Origin of the sequence: Methylomicrobium lacus (assembly GCF_041897535.1) — a bacterium.
In the GTDB taxonomy this organism is placed as follows: domain Bacteria; phylum Pseudomonadota; class Gammaproteobacteria; order Methylococcales; family Methylomonadaceae; genus Methylomicrobium; species Methylomicrobium lacus_A.
In genome coordinates, this window is record NZ_CP169217.1 from 3,502,859 (window position 1) to 3,527,154 (window position 24,296).

Genomic DNA, 24,296 nt, shown 5'->3' on the forward strand with positions numbered 1-24,296 from the left:
GGCGGTCGCCGCCAATCGGCTATCGGTTCGGCGAGCCGATCGAATCAGCGGTGGATCAATCTTGCAGCCATTCTGCCACGGATTTGGCAAAATAAGTCAGAATCGCATCGCTGCCGGCGCGTTTGAACGCCAACAGCGATTCCAATACGACCTGTTTTTCATCGAGCCAGCCGTTCTGCGAGGCCGCTTTCAACATCGCGTATTCGCCCGAGACCTGGTAGGCGAAGGTCGGCACGCCGAATTCGTCCTTGGCCCTTCGAATGATGTCGAGATAGGGCATGCCGGGCTTGACCATGATCATGTCGGCGCCTTCCTGCAAATCCAGCGCGATTTCGCGCAGCGCCTCGTCGGAATTGGCCGGATCCATCTGGTAGTTATATTTATTGGCCTTGCCCAAGGCGGCCGACGAGCCGACGGCGTCGCGGAACGGGCCGTAAAAACTCGATGCGTATTTTGCGGAATAGGCTAAGATTCGGGTGTTGCGATGACGGTTTTCTTCCAGCGCCTGCCGGATTGCGCCGATGCGTCCGTCCATCATGTCCGAGGGCGCGACGATGTCGGCGCCGGCATCGGCGTGCGACAGGGCCTGTTTGACCAACACTTCGATCGTTTCGTCGTTCAGCACATAGCCGTCTTGGTCGATCAGGCCGTCCTGTCCGTGCGAGGTATAAGGGTCCAGCGCCACGTCGGTAATGATGCCGAGTTCCGGCACGGCTTCTTTCAAGGCCCTGACGGTGCTTTGTACGAGGCCTTCCGGATTGAAGGCTTCCTTCGCGAGGTCGGATTTTTTCTCGGGGGTGATGACCGGAAACAGCGCGATGGCCGGAATGCCGAGGCTGAATAGCTCGTAGGCTTCTTCGACAAGCAGGTCCAGCGACAGTCTTTCGATGCCCGGCATCGACGCGATCGGGACTCTTTGATTGCTGTCTTCGGTCACAAAAACAGGATAAATCAGATCGTCGACGGTCAAACGATGTTCGCGCATCAAGCGGCGCGAAAAATCGTTATAACGCATTCTTCTCATGCGTGTTTTAGGGAAATTGATGGTATGATAGGACATCTTGTCAGAGCTCTTGGGGTTGGAAAAATCTCAATCGAGCACCATAGGCCGCGCCGGCCGCAGTGGCTTCGCGGGTTTTTATTGTATCAGGAAAGTCATTTTCGGCAGTTGAAAATGACAGGCAAAAGATTTCTATTTTTCCGAGGTTTATTATGAAGTTCAAACAATTTACGATTTTCGGTTTATGTCTGTTCTTTATGACGTTGCTGCCGGTTTCGGGGGCGTATTCGCAAGACTTGCTGCCGCCTCAGCAGGCGATCCAGGATGCCTCCGATAAGCTAAAACTGCGGTTACAGGATCAAGCATTTAAAAACGATTTCGCGAAAATCGCCCAATTCGTAAATGAGGTAATTTATCCGCATACCGATTTCGACAAGATTTCCGCGCTGGTGCTTGGCAAGCTGTGGAAAGAGGCGAGCCCTGATGAACGCGAACGCTTCAAGCGCGAATTCCAGACCTTATTGGTCAGGACCTACTCGCGCGCCTTCGTCGAATTCAAGGAATGGTCGGTTCGCTTCCTGCCGATAGACATGGAGCCCGGCGCGAACAAGGTGATCGTCAAAACCGAAGTGCTGCAGCCTGGCATCCAGCCGGTCGGCGTCAATTACCGGATGTTTTCGAGCAACACCGGACAGTGGAAGGTCTATGACATCATGATAGAAGGCGTCAGCCTGGTCACCAACTACCGGACGACCTTCACGAACGAAGTGCAGCAAAAAGGCTCGCTGGCGGCGGTGATCGACGGGTTGGCCAAGCGTAATGCGGAAGCGTTGTCGGCCAAAGCCGCATCCTGATCGAAAATGAAGGCGGAACGGTATCTGATGCCGCCGCCTTGTTGATGGCTTTGTTGACCGGGCGGAAACGCTGAGCTTTCCGCCCGGGCTATCCTCTTAGTAGATAATCTTCCTGTCTTTCAGGCTGTTGTAAATGTCATCGATCGGCAGTTCATCGCTGTCGAAGGCGCTGTCGCAGCCTTCCTTGCCGTTCACACACAAGCCTATCAAGCCGGCGTTTTTGATCGCCTGGATCAAGCCTGCATCCGAAGCTTCCAGTACGGTCGCGGCATGGCCGTTGTCGAACAGTTTTCTTTCCAGTTGATAGGCGATCTCCTTGCCGTTCGTGCCGCTGATCGAGATCGCCGCCGCTTGCTGGCTGAAGCGGGCCGCGCGTTCCTCGATGCTGACAGGGCGCGACACTTCGTCCTCGGTCGTGCCGATGATCATGCCGGCGCCGACCGTGCCGTTGGTCAGGCGGTCGATGATGATGAAAGAGCCGGTGCCTTTGCTGGTTTTGTATGGATCGAAGACGACCGGCGCATTGACCGAGAGGGTGCAATTGCCGATTTCGTTCAGCTTCAATTCGCTGGCGTCATGGTGTTCGAGCGTATTCACGTCGATCCGGTGATGGATCATCGACACCGAACCCGACACGCTGCGCGTCGCGAGTTTGAGCGTATATTGGCGTCCCGGCGTTAGCGCCTTTTCGTGCATCCAGACGATTTTGGCCCTGAATTTGTCGGCGACGGTTGCGGCCTGGGTTTCATTGCCGACGATCAGGTCGCCGCGGCTGATGTCGATCTCGTCTTCCAGCGTGAAGGTGACCGCCATCGGCGGGAAGGCCTCCGCGCGTTCGCCGTCGTAGGTCACGATTGCCTTGATCCGGCTCGATTTGCCGGAGGGCAGGGCGGTGATCTTGTCGCCTTGCCTGAACACGCCGGCCGCGACGGTGCCGCAGAAGCCGCGGAAATCCAGGTTCGGCCGGTTCACATATTGCACCGGGAAACGCGCATCGGCGAAATTGTGGTCATTCGCGATCTTGACGTTATTCAGTGCGTCCATCAAAGGTTCGCCGCTGAACCACGGCATGTTGCCGCTGCGGTTGACCACGTTGTCGCCGTCCAGCGCCGAAATCGGGATGAAGCGGACATCATGCAAGGCTAACGAGGCGGTGAACTGCAGGTAGTCCTGCTTGATTTTATTGAATGTTTCTTCGCTGTAACCGACCAGGTCCATCTTGTTGATCGCGACGATGATATGCTGAATGCCGAGCAAGGAGGCGATGAAGCTGTGCCGCTTGGTCTGGGTCTGCACGCCGTAGCGCGCGTCGATCAGAATGATCGCGAGATCGCAGGTCGACGCGCCGGTCGCCATGTTGCGGGTGTATTGTTCGTGGCCCGGGGTATCGGCGATGATGAATTTGCGCGTCGAGGTCGAAAAATAGCGGTAGGCGACGTCGATCGTGATGCCCTGTTCGCGCTCGGCCTGCAAGCCGTCGACCAAGAGCGCCAGGTCGATCTTGCCGGCGCCGGTGGTGCCCGATTTGACGCTATCCGCCTGCACCGCGGCCAGCTGATCTTCATAGATCATTTTCGAATCGTGCAGCAAACGCCCGATCAGCGTGCTTTTGCCGTCATCGACATTGCCGCAGGTTAAAAATCGGAGCAGTTCCTTGCGTTCGTGTTGCGCCAGATAGGCGTTGATGTCGGTGCTGATGAGGTCGGATTGGTGGGACATGGGGTTCCTAAAATTGCCTTATTTGTTATAAAGGGTGCTCCGCTTTTTATAAAGCGCTTACTTGCAATGCTGTTTTTACTGCGCTAATTTTGTAAAGGCGTCGGCGTATTGATCCATCAATTGTTGATGAATCTTTAAAGCGTCTTCTTCGTCGGTCGCTGTTTTGGGTAGCAATTGCTGTTGTTTTTGTTCCAACAACAATACAAAATCCAAGACCTCGGCTTGCAGACGGGGCTCTAGTCTCACAAGGTGCTGTTGTATCTCTTCATGTAATTGCATGGATAATTCCTGTCAAAATTTTGCCAGTCAAGACCAGCCAGAGAACCGAAACTTGCCGAACGCAATTAATCATGCAAACACGGCGGATGCGAGTTAAAAGTAACCTTCGCGCTTCTTCTGCTCCATCGAACCGGCCTGGTCGTGGTCGATCAGACGGCCCTGGCGTTCGGAGGTCGTCGTCAGCAGCATTTCCTGGATGATTTCCGGCAATGTCGTCGCGTTCGACTCGACCGCGCCGGTCAGGGGATAGCAGCCCAAGGTCCGGAAGCGGACTTTTTTCATCTCGATCTTGTCGTCGGGGCCGATCGGCATGCGTTCGTCGTCGACCATGATCAACATGCCGTCCTTGTTCACGACCGGGCGTTCCTTCGCGAAATACAGCGGCACGATCGGGATGTTTTCGAGATGGATGTATTGCCAGATGTCCAGTTCGGTCCAGTTCGACAACGGGAACACGCGGATGCTTTCGCCCTTGTCGATCTTGCCGTTATAGATGTTCCAGAGTTCCGGGCGCTGGTTTTTCGGGTCCCAGCGGTGGTTTTTGTCGCGGAACGAATAGACCCGCTCCTTCGCGCGCGATTTTTCCTCGTCGCGGCGGGCGCCGCCGAAGGCCGCGTCGAACTTGTATTTGTCCAATGCCTGTTTCAATGCGTCGGTCTTCATCACGTCGGTATGTTTCTTGCTGCCGTGGGTGAAGGGGCCGATGCCTTGATCGACGCCGTCCTGGTTGATATAAACCAGGAGTTCGAGGCCGAGTTGTTTGACCATTTTGTCCCGGAATTCGATCATTTCCTTGAATTTCCAGGTGGTGTCGACGTGCATCAACGGAAACGGCGGCTTGCCCGGATAGAACGCCTTCATCGCCAAATGCAGCATCACGGCGGAATCCTTGCCGATCGAATACAACATCACCGGACGCTCGAATTCGGCGGCGACTTCCCGAATGATGTGAATGCTTTCAGCTTCAAGCTGTTTCAGATGCGTGAGTTTATAATCAGTCATTGATTTGGCCAGTTAATATCGGTAGGCGTAAGTGTAACCGTTTATTTTAATTCGTATCTCGGCCGATTGCCAGCCGAAAGCCGGCAAAAAAACGGGAAAATCCGATGCGTTTATTCTATGATTTAGCGGCATTGATTTTTAATAAGGATTATTTTTGATGAAAAGCGCTTTCTCTGGCTCGAACCATTCTGTGAGGATTTTACGCCGGGCCGCTGCCGCTCTGGCCTTGTCCGGTTTGCTTTCGCTGTCGGGGTGTGCGTCGATCGGGCATGAGTTTCCTGCCGGCCAGGTGACCTCGATCCGCATCGGCGAGACCACCCAGAACGACATTTACACCACATTCGGCGCGCCCTGGCGCACCGGCATCGATAACGGCATGAAGACCTGGACTTACGGCCGCTACTATTACAGCTTGTTCAGCGACGGCGAAACCGAAGATCTGGTGATCAAATTCGATAATCGCGGCGTCGTAGCGTCTTACGTCTTCAATACGACCAAGCGTTCCAAATAAGGCCCGGCTTTCGGCGCGGCTCATTTTTTGCTGATTCCGACGATGCTCAATGCCACCGCTTCGGCGACCTCGATGCCGTCGATCGCGGCCGACATGATGCCGCCGGCATAGCCCGCGCCTTCGCCGGCCGGAAACAATCCGCGCGTGTTGATGCTCTGGTAATGTTCGTTGCGCTTGATCCGGACTGGCGATGAGGTGCGGGTCTCGACGCCGGTCAGCACCGCGTCCGCCATCGCGAAGCCGGGGATTTTTTTGTCGAAGGCGGGCAGCGCTTCGCGAAACGCCTCGATCGCATAAGCGGGCAGGGCTGTGCTCAAATCGCAGAGGTGCACGCCCGGCGTATAGGACGGGGTGACGGAGCCCCATTGCGTCGAGGCGCGGCCGGCCAGAAAATCGCCGACCCGTTGGCCGGGGGCATCGTAGGTGCCGCCGCCGAGTTCGAAGGCTTTCTTTTCCAGTTGGCGCTGCAGATCGATGCCGGCCAAGGGGTGTCCCGGGTAGTCGTCGGGTGTGATGCCGACCACGATGCCACTGTTCGCATTGCGTTCGTTGCGCGAGTACTGGCTCATGCCGTTGGTCACGACATGGCCGGGTTCGGACGTCGCGGCGACCACCGTGCCGCCCGGGCACATGCAGAAGCTGTAGACCGAGCGGCCGTTCTTGCAGTGGTGTACCAGTTTGTAATCGGCGGCGCCGAGCAACGGATGGCCGGCGTACTTGCCGAAACGGCAGCGGTCGATCAGCGATTGCGGGTGTTCGATCCGGAAGCCGATCGAAAACGGTTTCGCTTCGACATAGACGCCGCGTTCGTAAAGCATTTTGAAGGTGTCGCGGGCGCTGTGGCCGACCGCGATCACGACATGCTGGGTGTCGATCGTTTCGCCATTGGCGAGAGTCACGCCGCGCACGGCGCCGTCTTCGATCAGCACGTCCTCGACCCGGCTTTCGAAACGGATTTCGCCGCCCAGGGCTTCGATCGTGCCGCGCATTTCCTCGATCATCGACACCAGCCTGAAGGTGCCGATGTGCGGCTTGCTGACATAGAGGATCTCCGGCGGCGCGCCGGCTTTCACGAATTCGGTCAACACCTTGCGGCCGTAATGGTGCGGGTCCTTGATCTGCGTATGCAGCTTGCCGTCCGAAAACGTGCCGGCGCCGCCTTCGCCGAATTGCACATTCGATTCGGGATTGAATTCGCGCCGGCGCCACAGGCCGAAGGTGTCCTTCGTGCGTTCGCGCACCGGTTTGCCGCGTTCGAGAATGATCGGACGAAAGCCCATTTCCGCCAGCAGCAAGCCGGCAAAAAGACCGCAAGGGCCAAAACCGATCACGACCGGGCGCATCGTAAGGCCTTTGGGCGCCTCTGCGACATGCTGGTAGCGGGTGTCCGGCGTCTGCGCAACATGAGGATCAGCCTGGAAGCGACTCAATACGGCGGACTCGTTGGCCAGTTCGACATCGAGCGTGTAAATCAGCGCGATGCTGTCGCGTTTCCGCGCATCGTAGCCGCGGCGGAAAATCGTATAACTTTTCAAGGCTTCGGCAGCGATGCCCAAGCGTTCGATAATGGCGGATTGCAGCTGGCTTTCGGAATGATCGAGCGGCAGCTTGAGTTCGGTGATTCTCAGCATCGGTTCAGCAGTAGGAGTTGGCAATGCCTGGGTCAGGCAGGATTGTCATTGGAAAATAGTGGAGGTTAAACGTCGGCAGCAAGTCCAGTCGGAAGCCGGGGCAGCAAAATCTCAGTCTAAGGTTTCGTTTTGTGCCATGCGATAAAGGCAGTCGAGTTCGTCAGCCAGGCTGCCGGCGGGCATCGGCTTATTCGCGCGGGCATACCAGTAGGCGGCATTGTCGAGGTCGCCCTCCTCGCGATGCAGGTAAGCGTGTATCAAAGAGGCAAAGGGATCGGAATGAGCTTGAATCAACTGGTGCGCGGCCTCCCAATGGCCGGCTTTGATTTCGTCCAAAATGGGCTTGTAATCGACAGGCACAGAATCGGTGGCTTCTCGGGTTGGGTCGTATCGGGGATATTATACCCGAGCCGTAGCGCATCATGCGCGGAGAATTTTTTGGGGAGCAACTGAACGGTTGCATATTTTTGCGGTCTGGCCGGGGATGGGCAGGGCCGCTTTGAGGGAGGGCTTATCGTACGGCGTGAACCAGAATCGGATGTTTTTGCCAGGAGTTCAGCAACGGCTTTCTCCTTCTGTCCAAGATGATGCGTCGGTCCAGCAGTGTCGTCGCCTCATTTAAAGCTGAGTTTCTCGGGTCGTTAGATGGGGAGCGGTTGACATATTCGCGCGCCGAAACTGGCGCATTTTTGAATACGGCGCCATCGATGCGCTTGATCAGTCGTTTTCCGACTGCATCCGGAAGAATCTTGATCAGCGCGTGTTTTTCCATGACAGTCGAATCAATGTCCTGAATCGACAGGATTTCAATGTCTTGCAGCGATACTGTGGTCGTCGCTTTGTCCAGGAAGCAGTCATTAAAAATCGGCTCGATGAAAGAGGCTATTTCATATTTCTTGGTATCTAGGGGTATATTTCTTAGGAAGATAATCATATAACCTTCTACCTCGTTCCGAGAGGGAAATTGTGTGATGGAAAACATTTTTCACTTCCTCGTTAAGCTAACAGGTTTTGCTTTTGTACTACTTAAGCGGTGTTGTGATTGCGATAAATTTTTGATGTTAGGCTTGATGCGGGTCTTGCTCAAGGAATAACACTTACGCAAGCCCCCGAGCGCCTCTCTATTCACCCGTCTTCACCGATTATGTATTTCTGCGAACACGGTGTCGGTTCAATGCATTCAAACAAAACTTTAACGATCCGGACTGTTTATCGGTTTTTTACAGATGTTCGTTCGGATCGGTTATGTTGATGAAAATTGAGGGCGCGGTTCGGTCGGCAGAAGGGCTATTTTAAGGCTATGATTCTATTGATCTAGCTTGGATAGTTAGGATGCTTCAAGTCCATTGCATGGGGTCGGCTAGCAAATTGAAGTGCCATTTTTGGGTTCCGTCATCTCTATTCGGGTGATCTGGTTGTTTAATAGTGTGATTGAGGAGGGCGTATGTTCGGTGAATATGGGGGGCTGCTTGAAGGGAACGGCGTTATGCCAACTTTGCATCAAGTGTATGCTGCAATGATCCATTTTTTGCGCACGCCGGAAGGTCAAATTGCGGCGGCGGTGGTTCTTGCTGTATTGTTCTTAATATACGGCCGGAAAAAGTAACGCCTTGGGGCAGGGCGGCCGCAAATTAGCCAAGCCCGAAGAGAGTGGCGCAGTATCCATCTCGCAGTTCATTTGCATCTTAACCATTTTCAAATGATCGATATTCATCACGCGGAACCGGCGAGTCCTTGCTCATGGTTGGGGTGAATCTTAATAACTTTACGAATTATGCGTAAAGAGCCCTGTCTATTTTCCCCGTCGTTTCGGCTGCGATGCGGCGTGTTTCACGGAAAATGTCGACAGGAGAGTCTTGATCGGCATCCCAAGTTCCGCCTCGCATGCTTTAGCGCTATAGAAATCTGGCTTAGAAAGGCTCAATAGGGTAAAATTACACAGTTATATTGTGAAATTTTTTACGTAGACTGGTGCGCGCCGTTTTGGCTGTGCCCATGACTTACGAAATGAAATGACGCATTCAAGGTTTTTCATTACTTACGAAGGGGCTGCTCCGTGAACAAAACCAAGCAACTATTCGCAGGCACGATCTTGACGGCTATCGGACAAGAGTCAGCGCGGGCGGATTACACGCTCAACTTAACCGAAGGGGTTACCAAGATCAGTCATGATATTCATGACCTGCATATGCTGATTCTATGGATTTGCGTAGCCATCGGTGTTGGCGTATTCGGCACGATGTTCTACTCGATATTCCATCACCGCAAGGACAAGGGATATCAGGCGGCGCAGTTCCATGAAAATACGACGGTCGAAATCATCTGGACGATCATCCCGACCGTGATTCTGATCAGCATGGCGATTCCTGCAACCAAGACGATGCTCGAACTCGACGATGTGCAGGATTCCGACATGTCGATCAAGGTCACCGGCTGGCAATGGAAATGGGAATACGAATACCTGGACAGCGGCCTGAAGTTCTTCAGTAACCTGGACGAGGAAAGCAACAAGGCCCGTCAGCTGGGTTCCGGCATCGATCCCCGCACCGTGCCGAATTACCTGCTGAATGTCGATAAGCCGTTGGTGATTCCGACCAAAAAGAAAATCCGCTTCCTGTTTACCGCCGCCGACGTGATCCACTCCTGGTGGGTGCCTGATTTGGGCTGGAAGAAGGACGCGAATCCGGGTTTCATCAACGAGGCCTGGACCCAGGTCGACCAAGCAGGCACTTACCGCGGCCAATGCACCGAACTGTGCGGCAAGGATCACGGCTTCATGCCGATCGTGGTGATCGCGATGGATCAGCCCGATTATGATGCTTGGCTCAAAAAAGCCAAGGCAGAAGCGGCCAAGGGCCCTGATTTGAGCGATCTGAGCCACGAGCAATTGGTTTCTAAAGGCGCGACCGTCTATGAAAAGAACTGCTCAACCTGCCACTTGCCGAACGGCGAAGGCGTACCGGGCGCATTCCCTGCCCTGAAAGGCAGCGCGGTCGTGACCGGCGACATCAACAAGCAGTCTGATCTGGTGTTGAACGGCAAAGGCGCGATGCCGGCATTCGGCAAAATGCTGAAAGCCGACGAACTGGCAGAGGTCATTACTTATACCCGTAACGCCCTGGGCAACGCGGTCGGCGATGAAATCCAGCCGAAAGCGGTGCAGGCGTTGTTGCCGGAAGGCGCGGCCGCCGCTTCGGATGCTGACGAAGAGGAAGATAATGAAGAAGAGGCTTCATCGGCAAAGACCGAAGAGGCCAAGGCCGCTCCAGCCGACCCTACGTCGAAAGAGGGTTTGATTGCGAAAGGCAAGACCGTCTATGAAAGCCACTGCGCGTCCTGCCATCAAGCGAATGGCCAGGGCTTGCCGCCTACCTTCCCGGCATTGAGCGGCAGCGATGTGGTAACCGGCGACATCAAGGAACAGGTCAATCTGATGAAGGCAGGCAAGGGCATGATGCCGGCATTCGGCGAAACCTTGAGCGCTGAAGAGTTTGCGGCGGTCGTCACCTATACCCGCAATGCGCTGGGTAATTCGGTAAACGACAAGATCACGCCTTCCGAAATCGAGGCGCTGCACTAAGGCAGACGAACGGTAAGACGTTTACCTGGACCCATGGCTTCTTTTTTTACACTTTATTGAGGTATAACACTTATGTCCGCTGTCATAGCACCCCATGATCATCACCACGATGATCATCATGATGACCACGGCCCGATGAAGGGATGGCTTCGCTGGATCATCACGACCAACCACAAGGATATCGGCACGCTGTATCTGGTTTTCGCGCTCGCGATGTTTTTCCTAGGCGGCGGGATGGCGATGATTATTCGCGCCGAGCTGTTCGAGCCGGGCTTGCAGTTCGTGAACCCGCAGTTCTTCAATTCGATGACCACGATGCACGCGCTGATCATGGTTTTCGGCGCGGTGATGCCGGCTTTCGTCGGTCTCGCGAACTGGATGATTCCGTTGATGATCGGCGCTCCGGATATGGCGTTGCCGCGGATGAACAACATGAGCTTCTGGCTGCTGGTCGCCGGCGCCTTGTTGCTGGCCAGCACCTTGTTCATGGAAGGCGGCGCGCCCGCAGCCGGCTGGACCTTGTATCCGCCGTTGGTGCTGCAAACCGGCGCGGCGTTGCCGTTCGCGATTTTCTCGGTGCATTTGCTCGGGATTTCGTCGATCATGGGCTCGATCAATATCATCGCAACGATCTTCAACATGCGCGCTCCGGCGATGACCTTGATGAAAATGCCATTGTTCGTCTGGACCTGGCTGATCACTGCGTTTTTGTTGATCGCGATCATGCCGGTGTTTGCCGGCGCGGTGACCATGCTGCTGACCGACCGTTTCTTCGACACCAGCTTTTTCGATGCGGCTGGCGGCGGTGACCCGGTGTTGTATCAGCACATTTTCTGGTTCTTCGGGCATCCGGAAGTGTATGTGATGATTCTGCCGACCTTTGGTGTTGCTTCGACAATCATTCCGGTATTCGCGCGCAAGCCCTTGTTCGGCTACAGCTCGATGGTTTATGCGACCGCGTCGATCGCTTTCCTGTCGTTTATCGTCTGGGCGCACCACATGTTCCTGGTCGGCATGCCGATGGCGGGCGAGTTGTACTTCATGTACGCGACGATGCTGATTGCGATTCCGACCGGCGTGAAGGTGTTCAACTGGACCGCGACCATGTGGAAAGGTTCGATGACTTTCGAAACGCCGATGCTGTTTTCGATCGCGTTCGTGGTGTTGTTCACGATGGGCGGCTTCACCGGTCTGATGATGTCGATTGCGCCATCCGATTTCCAATACCACGACACCTATTTCATCGTCGCGCATTTCCACTATACCTTGGTGCCGGCTTCGGTCTTCATCCTGATGGCGGCAGGCTATTTCTGGCTGCCGAAGTGGACCGGCCACATGTATAACGAAAGGATCGGCAAGCTGCATTTCTGGCTGTCGACGATCTCGGTCAATATCCTGTTTTTCCCTCAGCATTTCTTGGGTCTGGCCGGCATGCCGCGCCGTATTCCGGATTATGCGGTGCAGTTTGCCGATTGGAACATGATTTCAAGTATCGGCGGCTTCATCTTCGGCGCCAGCCAATTGCTGTTCCTGTACATCGTGATCGACACGATCCGCGGCGGCACCGGCGAAAAAGTGACCGATGAAGTCTGGGAAGATGCGAGCAAGCATGGCCTCGAATGGACGTTGCCGTCGCCGCTGCCTTACCATACCTTCACGACGCCGCCGGAAACTGTTCCAAGCGAACATTCTTAATCGAGTCGAAACCAGAGATACGCTGCCCAAGGCAGCGTATCGGTTGATCAAGATGACTATTAAACAGAAAAATATTTTGACGGCATTGATCCTGGTTGCGATTGCGCTGACGATCTATGTCTTCGCAGTGCTGAAAGCGATCTCGCAATGACCGACGAATTGCAGCGAAAAAACGCCAAACTGGTGCGCACCCTGTTGCTGGTGGCGGTGGTCATGTTCGGCTTCGGTTTTGCCCTGGTGCCGCTGTACGATGTGTTGTGCCAGGTGACGGGGTTGAACGGCAAGGTCGAAAGCACGGCCGCGAAGGAAACCGGCTATCAGCCCGACTTGAGCCGGGAGCTGACCGTCGAATTCGTGACCGCCTTGAATGAAGCGGCGCCGATGGAGTTCCGCGCGGAAACGCCGAAATTGAAGGTTCATCCGGGACAGTTTTATACGGTGAATTTTTATGCGGAAAACAAGACCGACAAGCCGATGATCGCGCAGGCGATACCGAGCATTTCGCCGGGTCTTGCGGCCGAGTATTTTAAGAAGACCGAGTGTTTCTGCTTTACCGAGCAGAAATTCAAGGCGCGGGAAGGCAGGTCGATGCCGGTGCGTTTCGTCGTCGATCCCAAAATCTCGCCGGAGCACAAAACGATTACGCTGGCTTATACATTTTTTGACAATACTGAAAAAGCAGAGAAACAATAAAGGGGAACATTATGTCCACACACAATGCTTATTACATCCCGCATAAAGCGACCTGGCCGATAATAGGCACGGTGGGGCTGTTCATCACGCTGGCGGGTTTCGCGAATTATCTGAACGGTTCGTCGATCGGACCCGGCATGATGGTTCTGGGACTGTTGGTTTTTATTTTCATGCTGACCGGCTGGTTTACTCTGCAGTCGCTCGAAAGCGAATACGGCATGTACAATACCCAGGTCGGTATTTCGTACCGGATGGGCATGATGTGGTTCATCTTTTCCGAGGTGATGTTCTTCGCGGTGTTCTTCGGCGCGCTCTGGTACACCCGGAATCTGTCGGTGCCTTGGCTGGCCGAGGGAGAAACCGGAAAGATCTTACACCAGGGCTTTGAGGCGGTTTGGCCGACCAATGGTCCTGGCCATCTGATCGATGGCAAGCCGACGCCTGACGGCGAATTCGAAGCGATGGGCGCCTGGGGTCTGGCTTTCCTGAATACCTTGATCCTGCTCAGCAGCGGCGTGACCTGCACGTGGGCGCATCACGGCCTGTTGGCGGGAAAACGCCAGCAGTTGATCCAGGGCTTGATCGCGACCGTTGGCCTGGGCTTCCTGTTCGTCGGCTTACAGGCTTACGAGTACCATGAGGCTTACAGCGAAATGGGCCTGACTCTCGGTACCGGCATTTACGGTTCGACCTTCTTCATGCTGACCGGCTTCCACGGTTTCCATGTTTGCGTCGGCGCGATCATGCTGAGCACGGTGTTGTTCCGCAGCTGGAGAGGCCATTTCAAACCGGAAAACCATTTTGCCTTCGAAGCGGCCGCCTGGTATTGGCACTTCGTCGACGTGGTTTGGCTGGGCCTGTTCGTTTTCGTTTATTTGTTATAATCGGGATTTTGATGCCTGCAAAAGCGTTGCCGCTTAGGCAACGCTTTTTTTTTGTCAATTGGATTTTGAGGTGTTTGGCGGCGCCGGCGCGGTGCTGGCGGCCGGTTTCGGCGCGTGCATCCTGACGCCGATGCCGTGCGGCGTATAAAGCCCGGTCGCGATCATGATGTAAACGAAAACGAACAGCACGACCGACAGCGTGATCCGGAAGGTCAGCGCCCTGACCGTTTTTTTCGAGTCTTCATCGCTCCGGTGTTTGACGAGGTGTAAAAGCGCCGAACCGAGACTTATAATGATCAGGATGAACGCGATGATGACGATGGTTTTGATAATCATGGATGAATGGCGCCGCTGGCTGAGTGCTGAAATGGATAAACAACGGAAATTATATCTTTGTCAGCGGAAATGCAAATTTATTGTGGCCGATGAAATTTGAAAAAATCCCAACCCTGGTAGTGTTGTGCATACTGCCGATATTGATCGCCCTGGGCTTCTGGCAATTGGACCGGGCCGAGCAGAAGCGCGCTTTTTTTGCGGCGCAAAAAAATGGCATGGCGGCTCCTGTATTGCAATTGACCGCGGCAACCGCGGATGAGAAGGACGTATTGCGCTATAGGTCCGCTGTCGCAAGCGGGCATTATGACGGCGACCATCAGATCTTGATCGACAACCAGATCGCGGGCGGCAAGGTCGGCTATTTCGTGCTGACGCCGTTCATTCTGGCTGACGGCAATAAGGCCGTGCTGGTGAACCGGGGCTGGGTTCCGGCCCATCAGGACCGGAAGACCTTGCCCGATCCGGCCCTGCAACAGAATCCGGCGCAAATCAGCGGCCGGATCAATCACTTTCCAGGCGTCGGCATCAAGCTGGCCGGCGCCGATCAGCCGAGCGCAGGCTGGCCGGCCGTCGTGCAGGTCGCGGACAGCGCGATCCTGTCCGCAAGGCTCGGTTATCCCGTGTTTCCTTTTATGATAGAACTCGACAAACAGGCGCCCGAAGGCTATCGGCGCGAGTGGCGCGAAGTCAGTGTGATGCCGCCGGAACAACATGTCGCTTACGCGGTGCAATGGTTCGGCCTCGCGCTGGCGCTGGTGCTGCTGTTTCTCTGGTTTAGCCGTGTGAAATAAAAAAATGAATGCTCAACAGAAAAAAAATCGTCTGCTCATCCTGACCTTGTTCGCGATGTCGCTCTTACCCTTCCTGATCGCGGTGGCGTTCAAGGTCAAGCCGGAATGGCTGCAAGGCCAGACCAATTACGGTCGGTTGATTACGCCGCCCATCACGACCGAAGCATCCGAGCTGAGCGGTTTCGATACCTTCAGCAGTGACAATATCCAGGAGTTGAACGCGCATTGGCTGATCGTGAATGTGATGCCGCAGCAGGACTGTAACGCCGTTTGCCTGGATGCGCTGCATAAAACCAAGCAGATACAACTGATGTTGAACAAGGATTTGCCGAGAACCCGGCGCGTCGCGCTGCTGCTCGGCAATACCGATCCGAAGCTTGCCGAAGCCTGGTGGAAGGACGAGAAAGCCTTGTTGCGCGTCAAACCGAGTGCGTCCTTCCTGAGCAAACTGAACGGCATCAGGCCCGAGGGCTTTCCGGATGGGGCGTTGTTGTTGATGGATCCTTTGCGTAATCTGATGATGCAATACGAACCTGGATTCGACCCTTATAAAGTCAAAAGCGATTTGACGCATCTGTTAAAAATCTCGCAAATTGGTTAGGAACCGCGATGTATAAAAAACTTGCTCTCTTCGGCGTCTTTCTGGCGTTGATCGTGATCGTCTTCGGCGCCTATGTGCGCTTATCGGACGCGGGCCTCGGCTGCCCCGACTGGCCCGGCTGCTACGGCAAGGCCGTGATTGCCGATACCCCGGATTTCAAGGCCGAGGCCGATCTGGCTTTTCCGGGGCATCCTTTCGAGCATGCCAAGGCCATTAAGGAAATGACGCACCGCTACCTGGCTGCGGGACTCGGTATGGTGATTTTGCTGCTCGCGCTGCTGTCGCCTTGGGTCAAGACCAACCGCCTGGCCGCGGTGACGGGAAGCTTCCTCTTGCTGATCCTGGTCGGGCTCCAGGCCGCGCTGGGCATGTGGGCGGTCAAGCTGCATACGATGCCGCTGATCGTGACCGCGCATCTGTTGCTCGGCATGCTCACGTTCTGGCTGCTGAACGGCCTGTACCTGCGCGTGAAACCGAATATGACGCGGCTTCCGGCTCGCCAAGGACCGGTTAATCTGGCACGCTTTGCGATGATCATCGTGCTGCTGCAAATTCTGCTCGGCGGCTGGACCAGCACCAATCTGGCGGCGCTCGCCTGCGGCGTTGATCTGCCGTTGTGCAACGGGCAATGGCTGCCCGAATCGGCCGATTTCAACGCCGCTTTGAATCTCTTGAATGGTCTTGTGACCGGCAATACCGGCATCTTGTCGCCGGAGGCGCAAGTCGCGGCGCATTGGCTGCACCGGATCTTCGCGTTGGTCAGCTTCCTTGTGCTGAGCCTGGTGATGTTGCTGGCGACCTCGGCCAAGAATCCGAAGCAGGTCAGACGGGCCGGCCTGAAGCTCTCCATCCTGCTGATCGTTCAGATCGGCCTCGGCATCGCGATCGTGAAACTGACCGCGCCGCTGTGGGCGGCAGTGCTGCACAATGCGTTCGCGGCGCTGATGATGATGCCGCTGATTTCGATCAGTTTCTACGGACGTTTCGGCCTGAAGGAAGTCGAAATCCCGGTCGGGCGCGTTCGGCCGCTGCCGGAAGAAAAAGAAGTTAAAAGGGTTCCGGTTGCGGTCGAAAAGGCCGGCGAAGAAGTTTATGTCGAACCGGCGCCCGAATCGCTGTATCTGCGCCTTAAATCGCAGCTGAAACGGAGCCGTTCGGGACTCGGCGACGCGCTGGCGAGTCTGACGTTCGGCCAAAAAGGCGTCAGCGACGACTTGCTCGAAGACATCGAGGCGACCCTGCTGATGGCCGACATCGGCATCGACGCGACGACCAAGATCATCAATCATCTGACCCAAAGCCTCGAACGTCATCAACTGAGCGACGCGGACATGTTGACCTCTGCGGTCAAACAGGAATTGTTGGCCATCGTCGAGCCTTGCAGCGAACCGCTGAAGATTCCCGAGCAGGATGGTCCTTTCGTGATTCTGGTCGTCGGCGTGAACGGGGTCGGCAAGACCACGACCATCGGCAAGCTGGCCAAACGCCTGCAGGCGCAGGGCCACAGTGTGATGCTGGCGGCCGGCGACACCTTCCGCGCGGCGGCGGTCGAGCAGCTCCAAACCTGGGGCGAACGCAACAACATCCATGTGGTCGCGCAGCATACCGGCGCCGATTCGGCTTCGGTGATCTACGACGGCCTGCAATCGGCCAAGGCGAAGGGCATCGACGTGCTGATCGCGGATACCGCCGGCCGCCTGCACACCAAGTCCAATCTGATGGACGAGCTGAAAAAAGTCAAACGCATCATGGGCAAGCTCGATGCAACCGCGCCGCACGAAGTGCTCTTGGTGATCGATGCGGGTACCGGCCAGAATGCGTTGTCGCAAGCCAAGCAGTTCAACGATGCGGTGGGGCTGACAGGGCTCGTGTTGACCAAGCTGGACGGCACCGCGAAAGGCGGGATGATCTTCGCGCTGGCCAAGCAAATCGGCATTCCGATCCGTTTCATCGGCGTCGGCGAAGGCATCGACGACTTGCAGGATTTTCATGCCGACGCCTTCGTCGAGGCACTGTTCGCCAGGGATTGACGGAAGCCATGTTAAAGTTCGATAACGTCAGCAAACGCTATTCCGGGGCCGGCGATGTGCTGGCCGGTATCAGCTTCCATCTCGAGCGCGGCGAAATGGCCTTTCTGACCGGCCATTCCGGGGCCGGCAAGAGCACCCTGTTCAAGCTGATCGCGCTGATCGAGCGCGCCAGCCGCGGCCAGATTTTTTTCGACGGGCACAATGTCAGTCGTGTTCAGGATGACCAGATTCCTTTTCTGCGCCGCAAAATGGGCTTGATCTTTCAGGATTTCAAACTCTTGCAGGATCGCACCGTTTTCGACAACGTGGCGTTGCCGCTCGCGGTCGCAGGCTACGGGCATCATGAAATCGCCCGGAAGGTCAGGGCGTCATTGGATAAGGTCGGGCTCCTGGGCAAGGAAAAAAAATATCCATTGACCCTGTCCGGCGGCGAACAGCAGCGCGTCGGCATCGCTCGGGCGGTGGTGAACAAGCCGCCGATGATTCTGGCCGACGAGCCGACCGGCAATCTGGATCCCGATCTGGCCGCCGAAATCATGACTTTGTTTACTCAATTTCAACAATTGGGAGCTACCGTATTGATTGCTTCTCATGACATTGCGCTGATCAACAAAATGGACCGGCGCGTATTGACGCTCGACCATGGCCGGCTGATCGCAGGATAAATGATGAAACGCAAACGCGCCGTAACTAAAACCCCGCCTCGCCCGGAAGTGCCGCACAACAAAGTCGCCGGCGGCGATTTTTTCGACAAATTGCATGCCTATCGCGATCTGCATGCGCATGCGTTTTTTTCGAGCCTGGGCCGGCTGCTCGTCAAGCCGTTCACGACCGCGCTGACGATCGGCGTGCTGGCGATTTCAATCGCGCTGGCCGCCTGTTTTTATCTCTTGGTCGCGAATCTGGAGCAATTGACCGGTACGATCGAGACGAGCAATCAAATCTCGCTGTTTCTGAAAGACACGGTCAGCGAAGCCGAGGCACGAAAGCTGGTGCAAAAGATCAGCAAAAATGTCGAGGTTGCCGAGATCAAATTGATCAGCAAGGACGAGGCACTGGCCGAATTCAAGGCCAACAGCGGTCTCGATGCCGCGCTCGATGCGCTCGAAGGCAATCCGTTGCCGGTCGTGCTCGAAGTCTTGCCCCTGCCGGCGCAAACGAACCCCGAGGGGTTGCAGAAACTCCAGCAGACCTTGCAGCAATTTCCCGAAGTCGATGAGGCGCAGATGGACATGCAGTGGCTGGAACGGATGCAATCGATCATCAAACTCTCGGAACAGGCGACGCAGTGTATCAGTATCCTGCTCGGATTCGGGGTCTTGTTCATTACCGGCAATACGATTCGGCTGGAGTTGCATAATCGGCGCGAGGAAGTCGTGATCGCGAAATTGGTCGGAGCGACCAATCGCTTCATACAGAGGCCTTTTTTATACGGCGGCTTCTGGATCGGCTTTTTGTCCGGCGTCGCGGCCTGGTTCATCGTGACCGTGATCATGCTGCTCTTGTGGCGTTCGGTCGAGAATTTGTCGCTGCTTTACGAAGGCAGTTTTCATCTGCGTTTCCTTGGCTACGGCGAATCGATGTATCTGATCCTGTTATCGTCGAGCCTCGGCGTGATAGGTTCTTGGGCGGTTCTGGTTTATCAGCTGCGGCAATTGCGCCCCGAGTAAGATTGAACTTGTAAAATGATTAGCACTCTTAAAAGCAGAGTGCTAAAATTAAATCAAGTTGACTACCCGAGGTACATTACATCATGAGTCATGCATTAACCTTACCCGTTAATTTATCGGCCGGAACCTTCGATGCCTATCTGAATCTGGTCCGGCAAATGCCCAGATTGACATCCGAGCAGGAGCGCGAATTGGCGATAAGGTTTAGGGATCACGGCGACCTGGAAGCCGCGCGGCAGCTGGTCATGACCAATCTGCGTTTCGTCGTGCATGTCGCCAGAGGCTACAGCGGTTACGGCCTGTCGATGCCGGACATCATTCAGGAAGGCAACATCGGCCTGATGAAGGCGGTCAAACGCTTCGATCCGGATGTCGGCGTGCGTCTGGTCTCATTCGCGGTGCACTGGATCAAAGCCGAGATTCACGAATATGTGATCAAAAACTGGGGCATCGTGAAGGTTGCGACCACCAAGGCGCAGCGCAAATTGTTCTTCAATCTGCGCAAATCGAAACAGGATATCGGTTGGCTGTCGAACGACGAAGCCAAGGCGATCGCGGAGGATCTCGAAGTCGAAGTCAGCACGGTCTATGAGATGGAACAACGCCTGAGCAATCGCGATGTTTCGTTCGACATGCCGGTAGACGACGATGAGGAGCAGGCCTACGCCGCGCCGACGCACTATCTGCAACAACATGGCGCCGACCCGGCCGTTTTGCTCGAAAATGCGGAATGGTCCGGCCATGAGCAGGGTTTGCTGACGGAAGCCTTGTCCGAGCTCGACGAACGCAGCCAGGACATTCTAGCCAGCCGCTGGTTGAGCGAGAATAAAGCGACCCTGCATGAGCTGGCGGAGCGCTACAGTGTATCGGCCGAAAGGATCCGCCAACTCGAACAGAATGCGATGAAGAAATTGCGGGCGGCGGTACTGGCGGCCTGATCGTCGATACCCATTGAACACTTCGAAGGCTTGACGGGATTTCCGTTAAGCCTTTTTTATTGCCTGCGGCCCGGCATCAACTCTGTTAAAATCGGAACCGTTCCGGAACTCAAGAAAGGGATGGCGGCGCCAATGACTGCATCAGACCGTACAAAAGACGAACTTCGCAAACAACTGCGCGAAGCCGCGCTTGAGTATCACGAATTTCCGGCCCCCGGCAAGATCAGCGTGACGCCGATCAAGCCTTTGGCCAATCAGCGCGATCTGTCTCTGGCCTATTCGCCCGGCGTGGCGGCGGCCTGCGAGGAAATCGCGGCCGATCCCCAAAGCGTTTTCAAATATACCGCCCGCGGCAATCTGGTCGCGGTGATCAGCAACGGCACCGCGGTGCTGGGTTTGGGCAATATCGGTCCGTTGGCCGCCAAGCCGGTGATGGAAGGCAAGGGCGTGTTGTTCAAGAAATTCGCCGGCATCGACGTGTTCGACATCGAGATCGACGAGAAGGACCCGGACAAGCTCTGCGACATCATCGCGGCGCTGGAGCCGACCTTCGGCGGCATCAACCTGGAAGACATCAAGGCGCCCGAATGCTTTTACATCGAGCGCAAACTGCGCGAGCGAATGAAGATCCCGGTGTTTCATGACGACCAGCACGGCACCGCGATCATCGTCGGCGCGGCGATTCTGAACGGGTTGAAGATCGTCGGCAAGGCGCTCGATCGTTGCAAGCTGGTCGTTTCCGGCGCCGGAGCGGCGGCGTTGGCCTGTCTGGATCTGCTGATCGACCTGGGCTTTCCGATCGAAAACATCACTGTGACCGATCATCACGGCGTGGTGTACAAGGGCCGCGAAGAGGCGATGGACCCGAACAAGGCCCGTTTCGCCCGCGAGACCGATGCGCGCACGCTCGGCGATGTGATACAGGACGCGGACATCTTTCTCGGTCTGTCGGCCGGCGGCGTATTGAAACCGGAGATGGTCAAAACGATGGCGGCGCGGCCATTGGTCTTGGCGCTGGCGAATCCGACGCCGGAAATTCTGCCCGAAGAGGTCAAGGCGGTGCGCGACGATGCGATCATCGCGACCGGGCGTTCCGACTATCCGAATCAGGTCAACAACGCCTTGTGTTTCCCGTATATTTTCCGCGGCGCGCTGGATTCGGGGGCGACCACGATTACCCGCGCGATGGAAATCGCCGCGGTCAGGGCGATCGCCGAATTGGCCGAGGCGGAACAATCCGAAATCGTCGCGAGCATTTACGGGATCGACGAACTGACGTTTGGACCGGACTATTTGATTCCGAAGCCTTTCGATCCGCGTCTGATGACCACGCTCGCGCCCGCGATCGCGAAGGCCGCCGCGGATTCCGGCGTCGCGACGCGGCCGATTCAGGACCTGCCGGCCTATGTCGAGCGCCTGCAGCAGTTCGTGTATCACAGCGGCACCTTCATGAAGCCGGTGTTCCGTATCGCCAAGCAAGCGCCGGCCGAAAAGAAACGCATCGTGTTCGCCGAAGGGGAGGAAGAGCGCGTGCTGCGCGCGGTGCAGATGCTGGTCGATGAAAACATCGCCTTTCCGACGCTGGTCGGCCGTCCGGCAGTCTTGCAGCACAGGATCGAAAAGTTGGGTTTGCGCATCAAGCCCGGTGTCGATTTTACGGTTGTGAATCCCGAGCAAGACGAGCGTTACCGCGATTTCTGGAAGACTTATCTGGAGATGACCGTGCGCAAGGGCGTCAGCGAACAATACGCGAAACTCGAAATGCGCCGCCGTCATACCCTGATCGCGGCGATGCTGGTGCATAAGGGCTACGCCGACGGGATGATTTGTGGTCTGTTCGGCACGACGGCGTCGCACCTGCACTATATCGACCAGGTGCTTGGCAAGCGCAGCGGCGCGAATGTGTATGCGGCAATGAATGGGCTGATCCTGCCCGATCGCCAGATCGTGCTGGTCGATACCCATATCAATCATGAGCCTGACGCAGAGCAACTGGCTGAAATTACCCTGCTGGCAGTCGAACAAATGCGCCGTTTCGGATTGGCGCCGCGCGTTGCCTTGCTGTCACATTCGAATTTCGGCACCAGCAACAGCGCATCGGCGCAAAAAATGCGCGCCGCCTTTGCGATCATTCAGCAACAGGCGCCGGACCTGGAGGTCGAAGGCGAAATCCATGGCGACACGGCGCTCGATTACGACATGCTGAAAAAAATGATGCCGGAGACGAAGCTGAAGGGCAGCGCGAATCTGCTGGTGATGCCGAACATCGATGCGGCCAATATCGCCTATAACCTGCTCAAGACCGCATCCGGCAACGGCATCGCAATCGGACCGGTGCTGCTTGGCTGCGCTCGGCCCGTGCATATCCTGACGCCGGCCGCGACGGTGCGGCGGATCGTGAACATGACTGCGTTTTGCGTCGTGGATGCGAACGAAGCGGCGTAAGCGGCATTTCAGAAGTTGATATACAACGATCCCATGATCAAGTGATGCATGGTGTTATTCGTGTGGGTCGCGTCATCCAGATATTGATTCAGGTAACCCGCTTCGGCCCGGAAGTTTTTATTGAAAGTCCAGCCGAGGCCCGCAAACGCACGGTTCTGATCGAAACCGGATTGGCCGCCGAATTTTGTCGAGTTCGCGCGGATGAAAAATTCATCCCAGGCGATCAGGCTCAGACGCGGTTCCAGATCCAGGGGATGCATGAAGCGGATCATCTGGCGCGGCCGAACGCGCACCTCGTCACCCTTTAGGAAATTGCTTTCGACCATCGTCCGGAACATGAAAGTGCCGAAGTCGGTCGGCAACACATAACGGAACGCCGGCCATACATCCTGTTGCGAGACATAGTCCTTGCCGACGTTTTGGGTAGGCAGCCAGGTATAGCCCGCCCAGATCGTGGCGCGGTCGCTCAACGAATAACCCGCCGCCGCACGCACCATGCCTTGGTACCAATGATCCCAGTTGTCGTCGAAACGGGATTGGCCTTCCAGCCAGATGCGTCCCTTTTCGAGGCTCGGGTCGATCACCTTCAGGCTGCCTTCGCCGACGACTTGCAGCCAGCTGCCGGCATCCTGCAATAAATCATCGGCCGCGTTTGCGGTCGATGCAAGACTCACCGAACTTAAAATGACTGCCGTCAATCCGAGGCGATGCATTACTTTCTTTTTCATAGCGTTTGCCTTATCCAAAAACCTAAAACTGTCTCAAAAAACGAGCGACGGCTCATCGTGCGGCCGTATCACTCTATTCGCTGGAGATTCAGCAAGATGTAGGCCATTTATGATTATTATTTTAAATCAATGACTTTGTTAATCTAGACAAATTCAAATTATCGCGATGACGTTGAGAAAAACCGCTGAAGGCAAAGCCGGTGGTGGAAAATAACCGATCTATTTAGTGTTGATTTACCTGGCGGCTAGTTTTACTATGGATTCAGTTTTTCCATTAAATTCGTCAACGGAGCGTCAAATGAAAATTTCCTATGCAATCGCGCTGTTCGCCTCATCGGTCGGCTGCGCCGTAGCGGCTGATGTCGTCGTCCCGATCAATACGGTCAGCGACCAGGGTGTGGTAAAGGCGATCGGCAGCGTCAAAATCAGCGAATCCCCAAAAGGCCTGCTTTTTACCCCGTCTCTCGCAGGCCTGCCTGCCGGAGAGCACGGGTTTCATGTGCATGAGAACCCGAGCTGCGATGCAAAGGAAAAGGACGGCAAGTTGACCCCGGCATTGGCGGCAGGCGGCCATTACGACCCGCAAGCCACCAAAAAACACGAAGGCCCGGAAGGACACGGGCATCTGGGTGACCTGCCGAAATTGGTCGTCGGCGCCGACGGCAAAGCCGGTAATAGCGTTCTGGCGCCGCGCCTGAAGCTGGAGGATGTCAAAGGCCGCGCGCTGATCATCCATGCCGGCGGCGACAATTATTCGGACGAGCCCGAGCCGCTTGGCGGCGGCAAGGCGCGCATTGCCTGCGGTATAATCAAAGGCTAAATATCGTGGGGTGGCTTCGGCCGCCCCAATGTTACCCGTCTCAAGCAAACCATTGCCATCGTGTCCATCATAAAACCTTAAACTCGATT

The 24,296-nt window shown here is 55.8% G+C and carries 24 protein-coding genes; 15 read left to right on the forward strand and 9 right to left on the reverse strand.

Annotated features, from left to right (window positions below; translation table 11 throughout):
- Nucleotides 1-55: 55 nt before the first annotated feature.
- A complete protein-coding gene (hemB, locus tag ACEPPP_RS15725) occupies nt 56-1,060 on the reverse strand; it encodes a porphobilinogen synthase (RefSeq protein ID WP_374088272.1) in 1,005 nt (334 codons plus the stop codon).
- 152 nt (nt 1,061-1,212) lie between these two features.
- Here hemB and ACEPPP_RS15730 point away from each other — a divergent pair, with 152 nt between their 5' ends.
- Nucleotides 1,213-1,854, forward strand: a complete 642-nt coding sequence (locus tag ACEPPP_RS15730; RefSeq protein WP_374088274.1) for a phospholipid-binding protein MlaC — start codon at nt 1,213-1,215, stop codon at nt 1,852-1,854.
- Nucleotides 1,855-1,950: 96 nt separating this feature from the next.
- On the opposite strand, the gene cysN is transcribed toward ACEPPP_RS15730, so the two are convergent.
- The 3 genes from cysN to cysD form a co-directional block, all read right to left on the reverse strand.
- Nucleotides 1,951-3,573, reverse strand: coding sequence for a sulfate adenylyltransferase subunit CysN (gene cysN / locus ACEPPP_RS15735; protein WP_374088276.1), 1,623 nt, complete (start codon nt 3,571-3,573; stop codon nt 1,951-1,953).
- Between the two features lie 75 nt (nt 3,574-3,648).
- The gene (locus ACEPPP_RS15740; RefSeq protein WP_374088277.1) at nt 3,649-3,852 is read right to left on the reverse strand and encodes a hypothetical protein; all 204 of its coding nucleotides are present in this window, start codon (nt 3,850-3,852) and stop codon (nt 3,649-3,651) included.
- 93 nt (nt 3,853-3,945) lie between these two features.
- Entirely contained in the window at nt 3,946-4,854 is a 909-nt protein-coding gene (gene cysD / locus ACEPPP_RS15745; RefSeq protein WP_374088279.1) for a sulfate adenylyltransferase subunit CysD, read from the reverse strand.
- Nucleotides 4,855-5,011: 157 nt separating this feature from the next.
- Between cysD and ACEPPP_RS15750 the strand changes: the two genes are divergently transcribed.
- On the forward strand, nt 5,012-5,365 hold the full coding sequence (locus tag ACEPPP_RS15750) for a hypothetical protein (RefSeq protein WP_374088281.1): 354 nt from the start codon (nt 5,012-5,014) through the stop codon (nt 5,363-5,365).
- A gap of 20 nt (nt 5,366-5,385) precedes the next feature.
- Here ACEPPP_RS15750 and ACEPPP_RS15755 read toward each other — a convergent pair whose 3' ends face one another.
- The 3 genes from ACEPPP_RS15755 to ACEPPP_RS15765 form a co-directional block, all read right to left on the reverse strand.
- The gene (locus tag ACEPPP_RS15755) at nt 5,386-6,996 is read right to left on the reverse strand and encodes an NAD(P)/FAD-dependent oxidoreductase (protein WP_374088283.1); all 1,611 of its coding nucleotides are present in this window, start codon (nt 6,994-6,996) and stop codon (nt 5,386-5,388) included.
- A 111-nt stretch (nt 6,997-7,107) separates the two neighbouring features.
- Nucleotides 7,108-7,332 (reverse strand): hypothetical protein, encoded by a 225-nt coding sequence (locus ACEPPP_RS15760; protein ID WP_374088285.1) that lies wholly within the window; start codon nt 7,330-7,332, stop codon nt 7,108-7,110.
- A gap of 175 nt (nt 7,333-7,507) precedes the next feature.
- Nucleotides 7,508-7,978, reverse strand: coding sequence for a hypothetical protein (locus ACEPPP_RS15765; RefSeq protein WP_374088286.1), 471 nt, complete (start codon nt 7,976-7,978; stop codon nt 7,508-7,510).
- Nucleotides 7,979-8,440: 462 nt separating this feature from the next.
- Here ACEPPP_RS15765 and ACEPPP_RS15770 point away from each other — a divergent pair, with 462 nt between their 5' ends.
- The 5 genes from ACEPPP_RS15770 (at nt 8,441) to ACEPPP_RS15790 (ending at nt 13,848) form a co-directional block, all read left to right on the forward strand.
- Nucleotides 8,441-8,602, forward strand: a complete 162-nt coding sequence (locus tag ACEPPP_RS15770; RefSeq protein ID WP_374088288.1) for a hypothetical protein — start codon at nt 8,441-8,443, stop codon at nt 8,600-8,602.
- Nucleotides 8,603-9,052: 450 nt separating this feature from the next.
- Nucleotides 9,053-10,576: a cytochrome c oxidase subunit II gene (gene coxB, locus ACEPPP_RS15775; protein ID WP_374088290.1), complete on the forward strand. Its 1,524-nt coding sequence runs from the start codon at nt 9,053-9,055 to the stop codon at nt 10,574-10,576.
- A gap of 72 nt (nt 10,577-10,648) precedes the next feature.
- Nucleotides 10,649-12,271 carry a cytochrome c oxidase subunit I gene (gene ctaD, locus ACEPPP_RS15780; RefSeq protein ID WP_374088292.1) on the forward strand — a complete coding sequence of 541 codons (1,623 nt, stop codon included), beginning with the start codon at nt 10,649-10,651 and terminating at the stop codon, nt 12,269-12,271.
- Nucleotides 12,272-12,418: 147 nt separating this feature from the next.
- Entirely contained in the window at nt 12,419-12,964 is a 546-nt protein-coding gene (locus ACEPPP_RS15785) for a cytochrome c oxidase assembly protein (protein WP_374088294.1), read from the forward strand.
- Between the two features lie 11 nt (nt 12,965-12,975).
- Nucleotides 12,976-13,848 carry a cytochrome c oxidase subunit 3 gene (locus ACEPPP_RS15790; protein ID WP_374088296.1) on the forward strand — a complete coding sequence of 291 codons (873 nt, stop codon included), beginning with the start codon at nt 12,976-12,978 and terminating at the stop codon, nt 13,846-13,848.
- 54 nt (nt 13,849-13,902) lie between these two features.
- On the opposite strand, the gene ACEPPP_RS15795 is transcribed toward ACEPPP_RS15790, so the two are convergent.
- Nucleotides 13,903-14,184, reverse strand: a complete 282-nt coding sequence (locus tag ACEPPP_RS15795; protein ID WP_374088298.1) for a twin transmembrane helix small protein — start codon at nt 14,182-14,184, stop codon at nt 13,903-13,905.
- 89 nt (nt 14,185-14,273) lie between these two features.
- On the opposite strand from ACEPPP_RS15795, the gene ACEPPP_RS15800 reads away from it, so the two are divergent.
- The 7 genes from ACEPPP_RS15800 to ACEPPP_RS15830 all read left to right on the forward strand — a co-directional run bounded on the left by ACEPPP_RS15800 (nt 14,274) and on the right by ACEPPP_RS15830 (nt 22,659).
- Nucleotides 14,274-14,975, forward strand: coding sequence for an SURF1 family protein (locus ACEPPP_RS15800; RefSeq protein ID WP_374088303.1), 702 nt, complete (start codon nt 14,274-14,276; stop codon nt 14,973-14,975).
- 4 nt (nt 14,976-14,979) lie between these two features.
- Nucleotides 14,980-15,576 carry a hypothetical protein gene (locus tag ACEPPP_RS15805; RefSeq protein ID WP_374088305.1) on the forward strand — a complete coding sequence of 199 codons (597 nt, stop codon included), beginning with the start codon at nt 14,980-14,982 and terminating at the stop codon, nt 15,574-15,576.
- An 8-nt stretch (nt 15,577-15,584) separates the two neighbouring features.
- Entirely contained in the window at nt 15,585-17,606 is a 2,022-nt protein-coding gene (gene ftsY / locus ACEPPP_RS15810) for a signal recognition particle-docking protein FtsY (protein ID WP_374088306.1), read from the forward strand.
- An 8-nt stretch (nt 17,607-17,614) separates the two neighbouring features.
- A complete protein-coding gene (ftsE, locus tag ACEPPP_RS15815; RefSeq protein ID WP_374088308.1) occupies nt 17,615-18,271 on the forward strand; it encodes a cell division ATP-binding protein FtsE in 657 nt (218 codons plus the stop codon).
- Nucleotides 18,272-19,276: a permease-like cell division protein FtsX gene (gene ftsX, locus ACEPPP_RS15820; protein WP_374088310.1), complete on the forward strand. Its 1,005-nt coding sequence runs from the start codon at nt 18,272-18,274 to the stop codon at nt 19,274-19,276.
- Between the two features lie 83 nt (nt 19,277-19,359).
- Nucleotides 19,360-20,214: an RNA polymerase sigma factor RpoH gene (rpoH, locus tag ACEPPP_RS15825; RefSeq protein WP_374088312.1), complete on the forward strand. Its 855-nt coding sequence runs from the start codon at nt 19,360-19,362 to the stop codon at nt 20,212-20,214.
- Nucleotides 20,215-20,346: 132 nt separating this feature from the next.
- Nucleotides 20,347-22,659 carry an NADP-dependent malic enzyme gene (locus ACEPPP_RS15830; protein ID WP_374088314.1) on the forward strand — a complete coding sequence of 771 codons (2,313 nt, stop codon included), beginning with the start codon at nt 20,347-20,349 and terminating at the stop codon, nt 22,657-22,659.
- 8 nt (nt 22,660-22,667) lie between these two features.
- On the opposite strand, the gene ACEPPP_RS15835 is transcribed toward ACEPPP_RS15830, so the two are convergent.
- Complete coding sequence (locus ACEPPP_RS15835) at nt 22,668-23,387, reverse strand: DUF2490 domain-containing protein (RefSeq protein ID WP_374088316.1); 720 nt, start codon at nt 23,385-23,387, stop codon at nt 22,668-22,670.
- 298 nt (nt 23,388-23,685) lie between these two features.
- On the opposite strand from ACEPPP_RS15835, the gene sodC reads away from it, so the two are divergent.
- On the forward strand, nt 23,686-24,207 hold the full coding sequence (sodC, locus tag ACEPPP_RS15840; RefSeq protein ID WP_374088318.1) for a superoxide dismutase [Cu-Zn] SodC: 522 nt from the start codon (nt 23,686-23,688) through the stop codon (nt 24,205-24,207).
- The last annotated feature ends 89 nt before the right edge of the window (nt 24,208-24,296 follow it).